The sequence below is a fragment of the Rathayibacter sp. VKM Ac-2927 genome (genome assembly GCF_022815525.1).
Lineage (GTDB): Bacteria > Actinomycetota > Actinomycetes > Actinomycetales > Microbacteriaceae > Rathayibacter > Rathayibacter festucae.
In genome coordinates this window covers 630,163-646,165 of record NZ_JALGRT010000002.1, presented here as the reverse complement: position 1 = coordinate 646,165, position 16,003 = coordinate 630,163, and the positions used below count along the sequence as shown (strand labels likewise).

Here is a 16,003-nt window from a genome sequence, read left to right as displayed (position 1 = left end):
CAGAATGATCCAGCCCACCCGTCGCACGATGCTTCGCGTCGGACTCGTCTCTGCCGCCGCCCTCGCCATGCCCTCCTTCCTCGCCGGCTGCTCGACCGGAGGCTCCGCCTCGGCCGGGACCGCGATCTGGATCTGGCCCGGCGGACTCAGCGACACCGTGACCGCCTCGGCCGCCACGAAGTTCCCCGACGCCGGCATCGACGTCTCGGTGATCGGCGGCGACTTCAAGCAGAAGCTCGTCACCACCTTCACCGGACGCTCGGGCCTGCCGGCCGTCACCGGCGTCAAGGGCGAGGACATGCCCTACTTCCTCCAGCAGGCCGATCTCTTCACGGACCTGAAGCCCCTCGTCTCGGCCGATCTGCTCGCGCAGTTCCCGGACTGGAAGCTCGCCGAGGCGACGACGCCCGACGGCAAGCTGCTCGGTCTGCCGATCGACATCGGCCCGACGGCGATGTACTACCGGTCCGACATCCTCGCGGCGGCCGGCCTGCCCGCCGAGCCGGCCGACGTCGCGGCGGCGACCGCCACCTGGGACGACTACTTCGCGTTCGGCGAGAAGCTGAAGGCCGCGAACGGTGCCTTCATCGAGGTCTCGCTCGGCGACGTCTTCAGCAAGTCGATGTTCCAGAGCCCGACGAAGTTCGTCGACGAGGACGGCGCGTTCCTCGGCGAGAGCGAGCCGGTCAAGCAGGCCTGGGCCCGAGCCGTCGACGCGCACCAGCGCGGGCTCTCGGCCGGCCTCCAGGACGGCAGCCCCGACTGGGCCGCCGCCATTACGGAGGGATCGCTGCCGACCCTGCTCGGTGCGGCCTGGTACCAGGCCGACATCAAGGGCGCCGCGGCAGGCACCTCGGGATCGTGGCGCGTCGCCCCGATGCCCGGCGGCCCGGCGAACATCGGCGGCTCGTTCCTGACCATCCCCGCCGGCACCGCCGACTCCGCCGGAGCCCTCGAGGTGATCGAGTTCCTCCTCGACCCGGAGAACCAGGCCATCTCGTACACCGAGACCGGGGCCTTCCCCTCCTCGACCGCCGCGTTCGACCAGCCCGCCCTCACCAGCGGTGACGAGTTCTTCGGCGGCCAGACCACCGTCGACGTCTTCGCCCAGGCCACCGACTCGATGCCCACCACCTACACCGGCCCCTTCGACAACCAGGTCTCCGCTCCTTATTACACGGAGCTCACCAACATCGAGTCGCAGGACAAGGATCCCGAGGCCGCGTGGAACGACGCCGTCGCCGCGGCGAAGTCCGCCCTGGAGAGCGCCGCGTGACCCAGGCAGGCCTGGCGGCGGGCGCGCCCGTTCGGCCGGCGCGCCCCCGCCGCCGCGGGAAGAAGGTGTGGCCGTACTACGTCGCCATCTCGCCGTTCTTCCTGCTCTTCCTCGCCTTCGGGCTCTACCCGATGGTGTACTCGCTGCTGCTGTCGTTCCAGGACTGGAACGGCCTCGGCACCGCCGAGTGGGTCGGCGCCGACAACTTCACCCGGCTGCTCTCGGACGCCACCTTCTGGCTGTCGATCCGCAACACGCTCGTGATCTTCCTGCTCTCGACCGTGCCGATGCTCTTCTTCGCCATCCTCGTCGCGGCGATGCTCAACTCCGCGGTGAAGTTCACGACGGTGTACCGCATCGCCTACTTCGTCCCGAACATCACCTCGGTCGTCGCCATGGCGGTGCTGTTCGGCTCGATCTTCGGCGACCGCTTCGGCCTCGCGAACGCGGCGCTGCAGGGGATCGGGCTGCCGGCGGTCGGCTGGCTGTCGACGCCGTTCGGCATCCAGATCACGGTCGCGATCCTGATCACCTACCAGTGGACCGGCTACAACGCGATCATCTTCCTCGCCGGCATGCAGTCGATCGGCAGCGAGGTCTACGAGGCCGCGAAGATCGACGGCGCCGGAGCGATCCGGAGCTTCTTCTCGATCACCCTGCCGCTGCTGCGGCCGACGATCATCTTCGTGGTCGTGGTCTCGACGATCACCGGACTGCAGAGCTTCACCGAGGCCCAGGTGCTGACCTCGTCCTCGAGCATCACGAACCCCAATAGCGGCGGAGCGGGCCAGGGCGGACTCACGACGGTCCTGTACTTCTACCAGCAGGCCTTCAACTACAACCGCTTCGGCTACGGAGCGGCGATCGCCTGGGCGATCTTCCTCCTCGTCGTCATCATCACCGTGCTGAGCTGGCGCGGGGCCGCGGGTCGCGGCGAGAAGGGATCCCGCTCATGAGCGCACTCGCCGAGAACCCCGGTCGCGTCCGCAGCGCGGACGCCGCCCCCTCCCGCCGGGCTCGCGACCAGGAGGCGGGCGTCCGCCGACGCCGGCCGACCCCGCCGTCGCGGGTTGTGCTGCACGTGCTGCTGGGGGCGGGAGCGGTCGTCTCGCTGTTCCCCCTCTACTGGCTGGTCGTGATGGCGAGCAACTCGACGAGCGACATCTACAAGTCGCCGCCGGTGCTCGTCCCCGGGACGCAACTGCTCACGAACATCCAGAAGGTCTTCACGACGATCGACTTCGGCGGCTCGCTGCTGAACACCGTCGTGGTCGCGATCTCGGTGACCGCGCTCGTGCTGTTCTTCGACTCGCTCGCGGCCTTCACCTTCGCGAAGTTCGACTTCCCCTTCCGCCGCCTGCTCTTCGGGGTGCTGCTCGGCACGTTCATGTTGCCGATGCAGCTCGCGGTGATCCCGCAGTTCATCACGATGATCAACCTCGGCTGGGTCGGCCAGCTGCAGGCCCTGATCGTGCCGGCGGCCGCCAACGCGTTCGGCATCTTCTGGCTGCGCCAGTACATCCTCTCGAGCGTCCCCGACGAGCTGCTCGACGCCTCCGTCATCGACGGGGCGGGCTTCTTCCGGCAGTACCTCACCGTCTGCCTCCCGCTGATCCGGCCGGGGCTCGGCTTCCTCGGCGTCTACACCTTCATCGCCGCCTGGAACGACTACCTCTGGCCGCTGATCGTGCTGAACAACCCCAACACCCTGACCCTGCAGGTCGCGATGAGCCAGCTCAACACCGCGCACGGGCAGGACTACGGGATGGTGATGGCCGGGGCGCTGCTCTCGGTGGTGCCGCTGCTGTTCGTCTTCCTCCTCGGCGCGAAGCAGTTCATCGGCGACATCGCGAAGGGGGCGCTGAAGTGACGGCGCTGCTCGAGCGGGCGCTCGTCCCGCGCTCGGGAGGCACCCTGCTGCACGCGAGCGACGCGGCGTCCGTCGGGCGGATCGCCGCCGCGCTCGTCACCGAGTTCGCCCGCGAGAACCCCCGCGGCGTGCTCGGCGTCGCCACCGGATCCTCGCCCGAGCCCGTCTACGAGCAGCTCGCGCGAGCCAGGGCCGACGGGCTGCGGACCGAGGGCCTCACCCTCGTCGCCCTCGACGAGTACGTCGGGCTCGACGAGACCGATCCGCGCAGCTACCGCTCCTACGTCCTCGAGCGGATCGCCGGGCCCCTGGGCATCGACCCGGACCGGGTACTCGTCCCCGAGACGTCTCGGCTCGGTGCCGAGGACGCGGCGCGCGAGCACGAGCGCCGCCTCGTCGAGCTCGGGGGAGCGGGCCTGCAGCTCGCCGGCATCGGCTCCAATGGACACCTCGGCTTCAACGAGCCCGGGGCGCCGCTGGACGGCCGCACCCGGGTCGTCGAGCTCGCCGACTCGACCCGCCGCGACAACGCGCGCTACTTCGGCGGCGACCCCGACCGGGTGCCGCGCCGCGCCGTCACCCAGGGGATCGGCACGATCCTCGATACCGGCCACGTCCTCCTCCTCGCCCGCGGGGCCGGGAAGGCCCGCGCCCTCCGGGCCGCCCTGACGGGAGAGGTCGATCCGCGACTGCCCGCCTCCGCCCTGCAGCGCCACCCTCGCGTGAGCGTCGTCGCCGACCACGCCGCCCTCGGCCGCCCCCTCGAGAACTGAGACCCCGCACCGCCATGCCCCACCTCGGCACCACCGCCCCCGGCTCCTCCTCCCGCCTCGCCCCGCGCTCCTGGCTGCACTCGGACGCCCCGGCGCTCTCGCTCGACGGCGACTGGGCGTTCCGGCTCCTGCCGGGCGACCCCGGGGACGGCGTCTGGGCGCCGCCCCCCTTCGCCGATCCCTCGACGAGCACGGACGGCTGGCGGTCGCTCCGGGTCCCCTCGCACTGGGCGCTCGAGGGGCACGGGCGGCCGGTGTACACCAACATCCGCTACCCCTTCCCGGTCGATCCGCCGCACGTCCCCGACGAGAACCCGACCGGCGACCACCGCCGGTCCTTCGAGCTCCCGGCGGCCTTCGACGGCGCCGCCCAGGTGCTCCTGCGCTTCGACGGCGTCGAATCGCTGGCGACTGTCTGGCTGAACGGCGTGGAGATCGGCTGGTTCACCGGCAGCCGGCTCGCGACCGAGTTCGACGTCACCGAGCACCTCGTCCCCGGCGAGAACGTCCTCGCCGTGCGCGTGCACCAGTTCTCGGCCGCCAGCTACCTCGAGGACCAGGACCAGTGGTGGCTCGCCGGCATCTTCCGCTCGGTGACGCTGCTCGCCCGTCCCGCCCTCGCCCTCGACGACGTCGACGTCACCGCCTCCTACGACGAGATCGGCGGCAGCGGCGAGCTGACCGTCGTGCCGACCGGCGCCTTCCCGATCACGATCCGCGTCCCGGAGCTCGGGATCCACGAGGTCTGGGACGGCCCGGACGAGGTCGCTCCTCTCGCCGTCCCGAGCGTCGAGGCGTGGTCGGCGGAGTCGCCCCGACTCTACGACGCCACCGTCGCCTCCCCGGAGGAGACCGTCACCCTGCGCCTGGGCTTCCGCAGCGTCCGCATCGAGGGCGATCGCCTGCTCGCGAACGGCCGCCCGCTCGTCTTCCGCGGCGTCAACCGCCACGAGTCCCACCCCGACCGCGGGCGCGTGCACGACGCCGCCGCGACCCGCGCCGACCTCGAGCTGATGAAGCGCCACGGCATCACCGCGATCCGGACCGCGCACCAGCCGCCGCACCCGTCCTTCCTCGACCTCGCCGACGAGCTGGGGTTCTGGGTCGTCCTCGAGTGCGATCTCGAGACGCACGGCTTCTGGGAGGTCTCCTGGGCGGGCAACCCGTCCGACGACCCGGCCTGGCGCGACGCCTTCCTGGATCGCGTGCAGCGGACCGTCGAGCGGGACAAGAACCACCCCAGCGTCGTCGTCTGGTCGCTCGGCAACGAGGCGGGGACGGGCCGCAACCTCGCGGCGATGGCCGCCTGGGTGCACGAGCGCGACCTCACGCGGCCGGTCCACTACGAGGGCGACTACGAGGGCGCTTACACGGACCTCTACTCGCGGATGTATCCGACGCTCGAGGAGATCCACTCCGTCTGCGGCGAGCAGACCATGCCGGTGCACGAGATCGGCCCCGCGGCAGGGGCCCGGCAGCGGTCGAAGCCCTTCCTCCTGTGCGAGTACGGGCACGCGATGGGCAACGGGCCCGGGGCGCTGGCCGACTACGAGGCCCTCGTCGACCGCTATCCGCGCCATCACGGCGGCTTCATCTGGGAGTGGCGCGACCACGGCCTGCGCACCCGGACCGCCGACGGCACCGAGTTCTTCGGCTACGGCGGCGACTTCGGCGAGGCGCTGCACGACGGGATCTTCATCATGGACGGCCTCGTCCTCTCCGACGGGACGCCGACACCTGCCCTCGCCGAGTTCGCCGCGGTCGCCGCCGAGGTCGCGCTCGCGATCGACCCCGGTCTGCGGACTCTCGAGATCCGCAACCGAAGGCACACCCTCGACACGGCCGATCTGGAGTTCGAGTGGACGCTCGAGGACGACGGCCGGCCCGTCACCCACGGCGCGGTCGAGGTGTCGCCCGTCGCGGCCGGAGGAGTCGCGCACGTCCCGCTGCTGCTACCGACGCCACCGCTCACCGGCGCCGAGCGATGGCTGACCGTGCGGACGACGCGCCGCGCGGCGACCGCCTGGTCGGCGGCGGGACACGTCGTCGCCACCGCACAGGCGTCCTTGGGACGCCCGAGCACCCGCCCGCGACCGACGACCGACCGCCTCCGCAGGACGGCGGAGGGGGCAGCTCTCGGCGGCGCGCGCTTCGCCGCGGACGGAACGCTGATCGCACTGGCCGCCCTGCCGATGGCCGGCCCACGCCTCGAGCTGTGGCGCGCGCCGACCGAGAACGACCGCCTCGACGGCCAGGGCTCGTACGAGGTCGCCGACCCGGCGCTGACGAACGGCCGCGGAGACGAGGACGTCCCGCCGTCCGCCGATCGGTGGCGGGAGCGCGGGCTGGATCGCCTCCGGCACCGCACCCTCTCGGTCGAGTTCGGCGAGCACGGACTCGTCCGCCGGGTGCGCAGCATGGCCGCCGGCACCGGCATCGGCGTGGAGACCCGGCTGGAGTGGACCCTGGTCGACACCGGGCTGCTGCTCCGGGCGGACATCGAGCCCTTCGGAGTCTGGGACTGCACCTGGCCCCGCGTCGGGCTGCGCTTCGACCTGCCCGGCTCGCTCGCCGACGGCTCAGTGGAGTGGTTCGGCACCGGACCCGCCGAGTCCTACCCCGACTCGCGCGCGGCGGCCCGGGTCGGCCGGTTCTCCTCCGCCGTCGATGCGCTCGAGGTCGCCTACGCCCGCCCCCAGGAGTCGGGCCACCGCTCCGACCTGCGCTCGCTCGAGCTCGGGCCGCTCAGCGTGACGGCCCTCCCCGACGCGCGGGGCCGCCGGCCGGGCTTCCAGCTCTCACGCCACACCCCGCAGCAGCGGAGCGCCGCGGCGCACCCGCACGAACTCCCGCCGTCCGACACCCTGCACCTCTTCGTCGACGCCGCCCAGCACGGCCTCGGCTCTCGCGCCTGCGGACCGGACGTCCTGCCGAAGGACGCACTCTGGCCGGGAGCGCACCGCCTGACGCTCGTCCTCGGGTGACCGGCGCACTCCTGCTGATCGAGATCACCCCGCGTCAGAAGGGGAGTCTGCAGACCCGCCCTGCTGGTGACGGCGGGTCTCGATACGCCGCGTCCCGCGGCTACTCGACCAGCATGAGGGGGCCGACTGCCGCGGCTGCTCGACCCGCAGGCGGTCATGCTGATCGAGTAGCCCGCGGAGCGGGCGTATCGAGATCCACCAGCGCCAGGAGTGGAGTCTGCAGACCTGCCCTGCTGGTGACGGCGGGTCTCGATACGCCGCGTGCCGCGGCTACTCGACCAGCAGGGGGAGCCGCGCGCAGCGGCCGTATCGAGATCTGCTCCGGTCAGCGCGCGGTGCGGCGCCTCCGGGCGAGGCCGAGCACGAGGGCTCCGCCGGCGAGGAGGGACAGCGCGGCGGCCGAGAGCCAGCCGGTCTCGACACCGGTCGAGGCGAGCGAGCCGGAGCCGGAGCCCGTCCGCGGCGGCACGGCACCGGCGGGGTGCGTCGGCGCGACCGTAGGCTGCGCGGTCGGCGCAATGGTGGGCTCGGCCGTGGGTCCGGCCGTGGGCTGCGCAGTGGGCGCAGCAGTCGGCTCAGCCGTGGGCACCCCGGTCGGCTCGGTCGTCGGCACCGCGGTCGGCTCGGTCGTCGGCGCCGGGGTCGGCGTCACCGCCGCTCCGAACACGTCGGCCGCGGAGCCGAGCGACGCGAGCACCGTCTCGCCGTTGGCGTCGTCCACGCCGTCGTTGTCGGTCACTGCGAAGACCTCGCCGGCGCCGGTGATGCCCAGGCCCTCGAGCTTCTCCTGGGTCCAGCCGTTGCCGGCCTCGAGCGCGGGCAGGACGTCGACGGCGAGCGTCTTCTCCAGCACGGGGAGCTCCTCGCCGATCGCGGCGCCCGGCCCCGTCGGCAGCGGCACGGTGTACACGGCCTTGAGCGCCGCGTCCGGTCCGTTGCGCTTGTCGCGCTCGATGACCGCGAGGGTCCCGGCGGGCGTCAGCGTGATCTCGGAGAGGCCGTTCCAGTCGCCCTCGGCACCGGACGGGGTCTCCAGCGGGTAGCCGAAGAAGCTCCAGCTGCCGGCCGCGACGTCGTAGCGCCCGATTCGCACCATCCCGTCGGCGTCGGTCGACGCCTCGCGCTGCAGTGCGGTCCAGACGATCTCGCCGTCCGCACCCGCCTCGATCGTGACGCCCTCGAAGCCCTGCGAGCCGAGCGCGTCGCCCAGCTCGGCGGGGAGCGCGATCCGCTCGAGCACGGCGGCGGAGGCGTCCAGGCGCAGCAGCGCGTTCTCCGGTCCGGTCGCGCCCTCGGTCACCGCCCAGAAGCCGCCGTCCTCGCGCGCGGCGATGCCCTCGAGGTCGAGGGCGGCCGGCTCACCCGCCTCCGTCACGGTGAGCGTCGAGTCGATCAGCGCCGGGACGACCGACGTGTCGACCGAGTGGATCGTGCTCGGCGCGTACGCGCTGTCGCTCACGGCGTAGAGACGATCCGCGGAGGCCGGGTCGCCCGAGAGGCCCGAGAGCGCGCCCCACGGCAGCGGCGAGCCGTCGACGTCGGCCGACGCGATGGTCGGGAAGGCGGGGGCGGAGGCGCCGAGCGCGTAGAGCTGCACGCTCGCGCGCACCGCCGCCTCGGCGTCGTCGGTCTCGCTCGAGACGACCAGCAGGTCGCGCTCGGGCAGGGCGAGCAGCCCCTCCGGGCCGGGCGTGGACGGCAGCGCCTGCACGAGACGCGGCGCGGTCGGGTCGGAGACGTCGTAGACCGCGACGAAGTTGGCGCGCTCGGCGCCGACGAAGACGTACGGCACGCCGTCGAAGGTCGCCGAGAGCAGGCCCTCCGGCTCGGAGCCCTTCGCGTCGGAGCGCTTGTCGGGGTAGAGGCCGAGGCTGACGGCGAGGTGGTCGAAGGAGTTGCCGGCGTCCCAGACCACGGCGCCGGAGGCCGCGTCGAGGATCGACCAGCCGCGGGTGCCGCCCTTCCAGTCGCCCTCGTTCGCGATCGCGACGTGGTCGTCGCCGACCCAGCCGATCGCGTCGGGCTCGCGCGGGACGTCGGTGATCGAGTCGGTCAGCGCGATGCGGTCGTCGTCGAGGGTGTCGATCCCGGAGACGGAGGCGGTGCCGGCCGAGTAGGACGCGGTGACGGTGCGGGTGGCCAGGTCGAGGATCGCGACGGCGTTGTTCTCCTGCAGGGTCACGGCGACGGCGGTGTCGGCCGGGTTGATGGAGACGTACTCGGGCTCCGGGTCGCTCGGGGTGTCGAGGCCCGCGAGGCCGGTGAGCGCGATGTGCTCGGCGACCCAGGTGGACGGGTCGGCGGTGAGGTCCATCACGACGAGCTCGCCGGCGGGGGCCTGCGGGAGGTCGCCCTCCTCGGCGCCCTCGGGCGTGAACTCCTCGTCGCGCTGGTTCTCGACCGCGATGACGGCGAGGTCGCCGGCGGTGGTGACGTCGATGGAGTCGGGCTGGCCGCCGAGCTCGATCGTCGCGACCGGGGCGAGGTCGCTCACGTGCAGCACGCTGACGTGGCCGGAGGGGTTCGCGAAGTCGCCGTCGGAGGTGTCGACGACCGCGAGCACGTACTCGCCTGTCGCGTAGACCGAGGTGGGCTCGCCGCCGACGCCGACGCCCCCGAGGGGCTTCGGCGCGTCCGGGTCGCTGATGTCGAGGACGTTGATCCGCTGGCCGGCGGAGTCGGTGGAGTAGACGAGGCGGCCGTCGGGCGAGGCGCTGGAGATCTCGGCGACGGCGGAGTCGACCGCCGGGTCGGCGGCGTTGAGGTACGCGGGCACCGTGGCGATGCGCGTGAAGAAGGAGTCGCCGGCGGCGGTGGCGGGCAGCGCGGCGCCGACGGTGCAGCTCGCGAGGACGAGGGTGAGCGCGGCGCCGGCGGTGCGGCGGGGGGCGAAGTGACGGGGCACGGATCTCCTGAGCGGTTTCGAAGGAACCCGCCCACGCTGGCCGCCCCGGGTGAACGCGACGGCGCGCCCAGGTGTCCGGCGGGCGAACGCCCGGGGGCGGGGTCGGGAGGAGAAGTCTGCGAACCGCCCTGCTGAGGATGGGGGTCTCGATACGCCGCGTGCCGCGGCTACTCGACCAGCATGAAAGCGGGGGCGTGCCGATCTTGCCGACGCGGGCGCCCCCATGCTGATCGAGGAGGCCGCGGAGCGGCCGTATCGAGATCCACCTGCGTCAGGAGAGTGGTCTGCAGACCCGCCCTGCTGGGGCCGGTGGGTCTCGATACGCCGCGTGCCGCGGCTACTCGACCAGCATGAAAGGGGCCGCGTGCCGCGGCTGCTCGACCGGCATGGGCGAGAGCGAGCGGGTGGACTCGGAACGGGGTTCGGCCGGAGGGCAGGGCCCGATGTGCGTCCGCTCGCGTGGGTCGGCGCTTGCGAGTGGACGCGTACGGGGGCCTGCTCGGAGCTCTGGCCCCGTCGCGGGTCAGTTGGCGGATGCATGCTGATCGAGGAGGCCGCGGAGCGGCCGTATCGAGATCCACCTGGGTCAGAAGTGGGGTCTGCCGGCCCGCCCTGCTGAGGACGGTGGGTCTCGATACGCCCCTGCGGGGCTACTCGACCAGCATGCAGAGATTCCGTCGCGTCAGCGGGCCGCGAGGCCCGCCGCCGCCGAGCCCCAGCCCGCCAGGGCGGCGCGCACGCGCTCGTCGCGCGCGAGGCCGAGGGCCTCGGCGTAGCCCTCCTCGAGGACGTCGTCGATGCGGACGCGCGCGCCCGTCTCGGAGGAGCGCACCGCCGCCTCGACCATCGCGAGGCTCCGCACGTTCGCGTGCACCTCGCCGGAGGGCACGGCGCCGGAGCCCAGCACGCGCACGAACTCGGCGAGCGAGCCCGCGATCTCCTGCGGGCCGGGCTCGAGCGTCGCGGTCCGCACCGCCTCCGACTCCCGTGCCTGCCAGGAGGGCGCGCCGTCGCCGTCCCAGTGCGCGGTGCCGCCCGCGCCGGTGACGCGCCAGTCGCCGTTCCAGGACGTCTCGAGCCCGTCGGCGCACCAGCTGCCGGTGTAGCTGAAGCGGACGCCGCCAGCGAACTCGAAGACGGCGCTCGCCGCGGCACCGTCGGCGTACCAGCTCCAGCCCGGGTTGTACTCCTCGCAGTAGACGGCGACCGGGTCGCGGTCCAGGACGTAGCGCGCCGCGTCGAAGGCGTGGATCGCCATGTCGACCAGCAGCACGTGCGGCATCTCCTCGCGGAAGCCGCCGAAGTGCGGCGCCTTCGCGAAGAGGACCGACGCCGTTCCGAGCTCCCCGAGCCCGGCGACCTGCTCGCGGAACGCGGCGATCGCGGGGTAGTAGCGCCGCGACTGGCTGGTCATCAGCAGCTGCCCGGCGACCTCGCTCGTCGCGGCGAGGATCAGCGACTCGGCGATCGTCGGCGCGATCGGCTTCTCCGATAGCACCGGCAGCCCGGCGAAGAGCGCCTCGCTGCTCACCGGCAGGTGCGCGCGCGGCACGGTGACGTTGACGACCGCATCGGCGCCGGAGCGCGCGGCGACCTCGGCGACGGAGCTGCCGACCGCGATCGGCCCGACCCCCTCCTCCTCGGCGGCCCGCTCGGCGAGCGCGACGTCGAGGTCGACGAGGCCGACCAGCTCGGCGTCGGGGTGGTCGCGGACGGTGCGGATCCACGCGCGCCCCATGGCGCCCGCTCCGACCTGGACGAGACGGACGGTCATCGGACGAGCGCCCCCTGGTAGTCCTCGCCGGCGAAGAACTCGCCGGACTCGTAGCGCTGCAGCACGGGCAGGCGGCGCTCGGGGCGGTCGGAGTGCGCCCACTCGACGCCGTTCGCGATCACGCGACGGACGTCGGCGTGGTGGTAGACGGGGAAGTCCTGGTCGCCGGGCGAGAAGAAGAAGATCCTCCCGTGGCCGCGCTTCCAGGTCATCCCGGAGCGGAAGACCTCGCCGCCGGAGAAGGTGGAGAGGAAGACCAGCTCGTCGGGCGCGGGGACGTCGAAGAACTCGCCGTACATCTCCTGCTGCGGGATCGTGAAGGGGTGCGGCACGCCCTGCGCGATGGGGTGCGTCGGGTCGACGGTCCAGACGATCTCGCGGTCCTCGGCCGAGCGCCAGCGCAGCGTGCAGGTGGTGCCCATCAGCTTCCCGAAGATCTTCGACCAGTGGCCGGAGTGCAGGACGACGAGCCCCATGCCGGAGAGGACGTGGCGCTGCACACGCTCGACGATCTCGTCGGCGACGGCGTCGTGCGCCATGTGGCCCCACCAGACCAGCACGTCGGTGCCGGCGAGGACCTCCTCGGTGAGGCCGTGCTCGGGCTCGTCGAGCGTGGTGGTCGAGACGGTCGCGCGCTCGCCGAGGTTCTCGGTGATGCCGGCGGCGATCGTCGTGTGCATGCCGTCGGGGTAGATCGCGCGGACCTTCTCCTCGATCTGCTCGTGGCGGTTCTCGCCCCAGACGAGGACGCGGAGGGGAGCGGCGGGTGTGGTCACGGAGGGTCCTTCTTCGTTGGAGGTGTCGAGTGCGCCGATGCAGCGGTTAAGCGCTTTACCGGGGTGTGCTCCTAGACTGCGGGACACCGCGCCCCCGCGTCAACCGCGGCGGGGCGCGTCGAGCGGAGGGAGGCGCGATGGCGACCATGCAGGACGTCGCGCGCCGCGCGGGCGTGTCGATCGCGACCGTCTCCTTCGTCGTCAACGCCAGCAAGCCGGTCTCGCCGGAGACGGCCGAGCGGGTCCGGGAGGCGATGCGCGAGCTCGGCTACCGCCCGCACGCCCTGGCCCGCGCGCTGGCCCGCCGGCGCTCGATGATGATCGCGATCGTCTACCCGCTGGTCCCCTCGCGTCCGCTGAACACCGCGACGACCTTCCTCGCCGGCGCCGCCGAGGCGGCCGCCGAGAGCGGCTACTCGATCGTGCTCTGGCCCACGGTCGGCGGCGCGGAGAAGCTCGCCGATCTGCGCGCCGACGGCCTGCTCGACGGCGTCGTGCTGATGCAGGTGACGTCGGACGACGAGCGGGTGGCGGTCCTGCGCGACTCCGGTACCCCGTTCGCCCTGCTCGGCCGCACCCGCGACCCCTCGGCGCTCGACTGGGTGGACATCGACTTCGAGGGCATGGTCGAGGAGGCGCTCGAGCGCCTGACCGCCCTGGGGCACCGCCGGGTCGCGCTCGTGCTCGGGCCGGAGGGCGGCGCCGACTTCGGCCCGTACGCCCGGACGCGCGCGGCGTTCGAGAGAGCGGCGGAGGCCCGCAGCCTGACCGCCGGACTGCTGCGCTGCGAGGAGACGCCGGCCGGCGGGCGCGCGCTGGCCCGCTCGCTCGACCCGGAGACGGCCACGGCGGTCCTGGTGATCAACGGCGGCGCGGCGGTCGGCTTCGCGCACGAACTGCGCCACCGCGGCGTGCGGGTGCCGGAGGACCTCTCGATCGTGCTGCTCGCCTCCGACCCCGACGTCGCGGACCTCGCCGACCCCGCGCTCGATCTGCTCGTCGCGCCGGGCCACGCCCTCGGCCGCCGCGGGGTGGAAGCGCTGCTCGCCCGTCTCGCCGATCCGGCCGCGCCGCTGCTGCAGGAGCGCATCGGCGGGCCGTGGCGCCCGGGCGGCTCCGTCGCGGCACCGCGCGGCTGACCCTCGGCGCGTTCGCACCGCACCGGTCGGTCGACCGTCCCATCGTCCAGGTGGCGCAGACAGGGCATCCGTGGCCGTTCCTGGGTGATCAGCGAATCCTCCAGTCTTCTCCGGAGGATCGCCCGTGCGGATCGGGCGGCACGAGGCCTAGCGTGGGAGCACCGTTCCGGCCCGAAGGAGCACCCGGCATGTCCCGCGCGACCCGCTCACCCCGCCCGCCCGCACACCTGCCGCCGCGGCTGACCCTCTCGCTCTGGGACTTCTCCTGGTACACGCGGACGATGCCGGGCGAGCCCTTCCACGACCTCGGGCGCGCGTTCGACGAGGCGGTGGAGCGCGGCTGCAACACGGTCCGGATCTGCGCGGCTCCGCTCCTGCTGTTCGGCGACCACTCGATCGACACCTCGCAGCTGCGCTTCTCGAACATGGGCGGTGACGTCGGCCGGGGCACGCGCTGGTATGACGCCGTCGGCGGCGCCGTGGTCGACCTGCGGGCGCGCCTGGTCGAGCTGTTCCGCCAGGCCGCCGCGCACGACGTGTTCGTCATCGTCTCCTCCTGGGAGTACCAGCAGAGCCCCGCGTTCCTCAGCGACTCGTCCTGGCACGACCTGCTGACGGCGATCCCGCCGACCGAGCGCCACGAGGCTCTCGCCCGCGCCGAGTCCCGGCTGATCGCCTTCCTCGAGGTCGAGGGGCTGGCCGACCGGATCGCCTACGTCGAGGTGCACAACGAGGTCGACCTCTCCCGCCTCGGCGAGGTGCCGGCGGAGGGGCTCGACACCTTCTGGGCGCAGAAGCCGTACCTGACCGCCGCGCTGGAGATCCTGCAGGCGGATCATCCGGATGTCCTGTCGACCGTCTGCTACGGGATCCCGCCGTACCTCGACCTCGACTCCGTGCCGGAGAACGCGCAGGTCGCGCACGTGCACTTCTACGTCTACGGGGTCCTCGCGGCGCTGGAGGAGTGGGCGGGAGTGCGGGCCGAGCCGCCGGTGTTCCCGAGCGCCGAGCTGAGATCGCTCCTGCGCGAGGGGGCGCCCGAGTTCGACGCCCTGGCGCACACCGTCGAACCGTGGCGGCTCGCGGCGACCGGCATCAGCCCGAGCATGTTCTACGCCTACGACCGGGTCGATCCGGTCGCGTGGGACTCCTGGCTCTACTCGCACTACGGCCGCTACGAGGTCGCGATGCGGGAGGCGATCGACGTCCGGCTGCGCGCGGTGGCGACCTGGGCCCGCCGCCGCGGAATCCCCGCCGTGGTCGGCGAGGGCTGGATCGGCTACACGCCGCTGGAGGCGGAGTTCGAGGACGGGCCGGCCGGCCGGGTCCTCGCCGGCTACGCCGTCCAGCGCTGCATCGACCTCGGCTACTGGGGAACGCTCGTCGGCTCCAACTCCGCACCGCAGCACCCGGGCTGGTCGAACGTCGAGCTGCAGCGGCGGCTGAACGGCCTCGTCCTGGCGTCCGGGGAGACCGGGGAGACCGGGCCCGCGCCGCTGTCCTCCGCGCCGCTCGGTTCCGCGCCGCTCGGTTCCGCGCCGCTCGGTTCCGCTCCGCTCAGTTCCGCGTCCGGTACGCGTGCGGAGTCAGGCCGTGGATCCGCTTGAACTGCCGGGCGAAGTAGAAGGAGTCCTCGTAGCCGGCGGCGGCGGCCACCTCGGCGATCGGCCGCTCCGTCATGTCGAGCAGCTCGCGGGCCCGCGCCATCCGCAGCTCGGTCCGGTACTGCAGCACCGGCATCCCGAAGCGGCGCCGGAAGAGGGCCGCGAAGTGCGACGGGCTCAGGCACGCCATCGAGGCGAGCTCCGCCACCTCGATCCGCTCGGCGGGGTGGTCGTGGAGGAACTGCGCGGCCCGGTCGAGGGCGGTGCTGCGCGCGTCGCCGGGCGGGCGGTCCGAGGCGAGGATCGCCAGCAGGTGCCAGGCGGCGCCCGATGCGGCGAGCAGGCTGTTCGTCGTCGAGTCGCAGCCCAGGTGCGTGATCGCCGCCGAGATCAGCGCGACCGCGGCGTAGACGTCGGACAGGGTGCGCACCGGAGCGTCGACCGTGGCGCGCGCGGCCTGCAGGAACTCGGGCAGGTCGCTGCCGGCGAGGTGCAGCCACCACAGCGTCCACGGGTCGGCGGCGTCGGCCCCGTAGCCGTGCGGCTCGCCGGGCGGCAGCAGGACGATCTGCCCCGCGGTCACGGCGAAGGTGCCCGCCGCCGTCGTGCACCAGCCGGAACCCCGGGTGCAGACCAGGACGACGGCGTCCGCGATCGGGCTGGTGCGCACTCGTCCGTGCCCGCGCGCCTCGGGGAAGTGGCCGCAGTCGGTGACCAGGAGGTGCGACGTCCCCGGCTGCGTCAGCGCCTCCCGGACGCGGGGACGCGGCAGGACGTGCATCGTCTCGCCCGGGAAGCCCGCCCCGAGGATCGTCGGCGTCCGTGCGCACCTCATCAGCGTTCCGTCCAGAAGTTCCACGGGTTCCGTCCTCCATCTCGGCACCGGATCTGATCTTGACTGG

At 73.0% G+C, this 16,003-nt stretch carries 11 protein-coding genes; 7 read left to right on the top strand and 4 right to left on the bottom strand.

The genetic code is table 11. The annotated features are described in order from the left end of the window. The first annotated feature begins 4 nt into the window (after positions 1-4). The 5 genes from MT353_RS08185 to MT353_RS08165 are packed head-to-tail and all read left to right on the top strand — an operon-like array spanning position 5 to position 6,903. Positions 5-1,276 carry an ABC transporter substrate-binding protein gene (locus MT353_RS08185; RefSeq protein ID WP_243624085.1) on the top strand — a complete coding sequence of 424 codons (1,272 nt, stop codon included), beginning with the start codon at positions 5-7 and terminating at the stop codon, positions 1,274-1,276. Beyond that, the gene (locus tag MT353_RS08180; RefSeq protein WP_123706420.1) at positions 1,273-2,232 is read left to right on the top strand and encodes a carbohydrate ABC transporter permease; all 960 of its coding nucleotides are present in this window, start codon (positions 1,273-1,275) and stop codon (positions 2,230-2,232) included. Before MT353_RS08185 ends, MT353_RS08180 begins: the two co-directional genes overlap by 4 nt. After that, positions 2,229-3,146: a carbohydrate ABC transporter permease gene (locus tag MT353_RS08175; RefSeq protein ID WP_243624083.1), complete on the top strand. Its 918-nt coding sequence runs from the start codon at positions 2,229-2,231 to the stop codon at positions 3,144-3,146. Before MT353_RS08180 ends, MT353_RS08175 begins: the two co-directional genes overlap by 4 nt. Next, the gene (locus MT353_RS08170) at positions 3,143-3,919 is read left to right on the top strand and encodes a glucosamine-6-phosphate deaminase (RefSeq protein WP_243624082.1); all 777 of its coding nucleotides are present in this window, start codon (positions 3,143-3,145) and stop codon (positions 3,917-3,919) included. The genes MT353_RS08175 and MT353_RS08170 overlap by 4 nt, the downstream gene beginning before the upstream one ends. 14 nt (positions 3,920-3,933) lie before the next feature. Continuing rightward, positions 3,934-6,903, top strand: coding sequence for a glycoside hydrolase family 2 TIM barrel-domain containing protein (locus MT353_RS08165; protein ID WP_243624081.1), 2,970 nt, complete (start codon positions 3,934-3,936; stop codon positions 6,901-6,903). Positions 6,904-7,228: 325 nt separating this feature from the next. On the opposite strand, the gene MT353_RS08160 is transcribed toward MT353_RS08165, so the two are convergent. From MT353_RS08160 to MT353_RS08150, 3 genes are all read right to left on the bottom strand, one after another. Next, positions 7,229-9,808 carry an esterase-like activity of phytase family protein gene (locus MT353_RS08160; RefSeq protein WP_243624079.1) on the bottom strand — a complete coding sequence of 860 codons (2,580 nt, stop codon included), beginning with the start codon at positions 9,806-9,808 and terminating at the stop codon, positions 7,229-7,231. A gap of 682 nt (positions 9,809-10,490) precedes the next feature. Further along, positions 10,491-11,582: a Gfo/Idh/MocA family protein gene (locus MT353_RS08155; RefSeq protein ID WP_243600640.1), complete on the bottom strand. Its 1,092-nt coding sequence runs from the start codon at positions 11,580-11,582 to the stop codon at positions 10,491-10,493. After that, positions 11,579-12,358, bottom strand: coding sequence for a ThuA domain-containing protein (locus tag MT353_RS08150; protein WP_243600639.1), 780 nt, complete (start codon positions 12,356-12,358; stop codon positions 11,579-11,581). The genes MT353_RS08155 and MT353_RS08150 overlap by 4 nt, the downstream gene beginning before the upstream one ends. Positions 12,359-12,495: 137 nt before the next feature. Here MT353_RS08150 and MT353_RS08145 point away from each other — a divergent pair, with 137 nt between their 5' ends. Together MT353_RS08145 and MT353_RS08140 are read left to right on the top strand one after the other, a co-directional pair. Continuing rightward, positions 12,496-13,497, top strand: a complete 1,002-nt coding sequence (locus MT353_RS08145) for a LacI family DNA-binding transcriptional regulator (RefSeq protein ID WP_243624078.1) — start codon at positions 12,496-12,498, stop codon at positions 13,495-13,497. 188 nt (positions 13,498-13,685) lie between these two features. Next, positions 13,686-15,104 (top strand): cellulase-like family protein, encoded by a 1,419-nt coding sequence (locus MT353_RS08140; RefSeq protein WP_243624077.1) that lies wholly within the window; start codon positions 13,686-13,688, stop codon positions 15,102-15,104. Here MT353_RS08140 and MT353_RS08135 read toward each other — a convergent pair. Then, on the bottom strand, positions 15,055-15,936 hold the full coding sequence (locus tag MT353_RS08135; protein ID WP_243624076.1) for an AraC family transcriptional regulator: 882 nt from the start codon (positions 15,934-15,936) through the stop codon (positions 15,055-15,057). The two genes, MT353_RS08140 and MT353_RS08135, sit on opposite strands and share 50 nt — an antisense overlap. Positions 15,937-16,003: the final 67 nt, after the last annotated feature.

What these genes read in the sequence shown, in the direction of transcription:
- MT353_RS08185 (WP_243624085.1), top strand. Translation starts at nt 5, where the DNA reads ATGATCCAGCCCACCCGTCGCACGATGCTTCGCGTCGGACTCGTCTCT.
- MT353_RS08140 (WP_243624077.1), top strand. Translation starts at nt 13,686, where the DNA reads ATGTCCCGCGCGACCCGCTCACCCCGCCCGCCCGCACACCTGCCGCCG.
- MT353_RS08135 (WP_243624076.1), bottom strand. Translation starts at nt 15,936, where the DNA reads ATGAGGTGCGCACGGACGCCGACGATCCTCGGGGCGGGCTTCCCGGGC.
- MT353_RS08145 (WP_243624078.1), top strand. Translation starts at nt 12,496, where the DNA reads ATGGCGACCATGCAGGACGTCGCGCGCCGCGCGGGCGTGTCGATCGCG.
- MT353_RS08175 (WP_243624083.1), top strand. Translation starts at nt 2,229, where the DNA reads ATGAGCGCACTCGCCGAGAACCCCGGTCGCGTCCGCAGCGCGGACGCC.
- MT353_RS08165 (WP_243624081.1), top strand. Translation starts at nt 3,934, where the DNA reads ATGCCCCACCTCGGCACCACCGCCCCCGGCTCCTCCTCCCGCCTCGCC.
- MT353_RS08155 (WP_243600640.1), bottom strand. Translation starts at nt 11,582, where the DNA reads ATGACCGTCCGTCTCGTCCAGGTCGGAGCGGGCGCCATGGGGCGCGCG.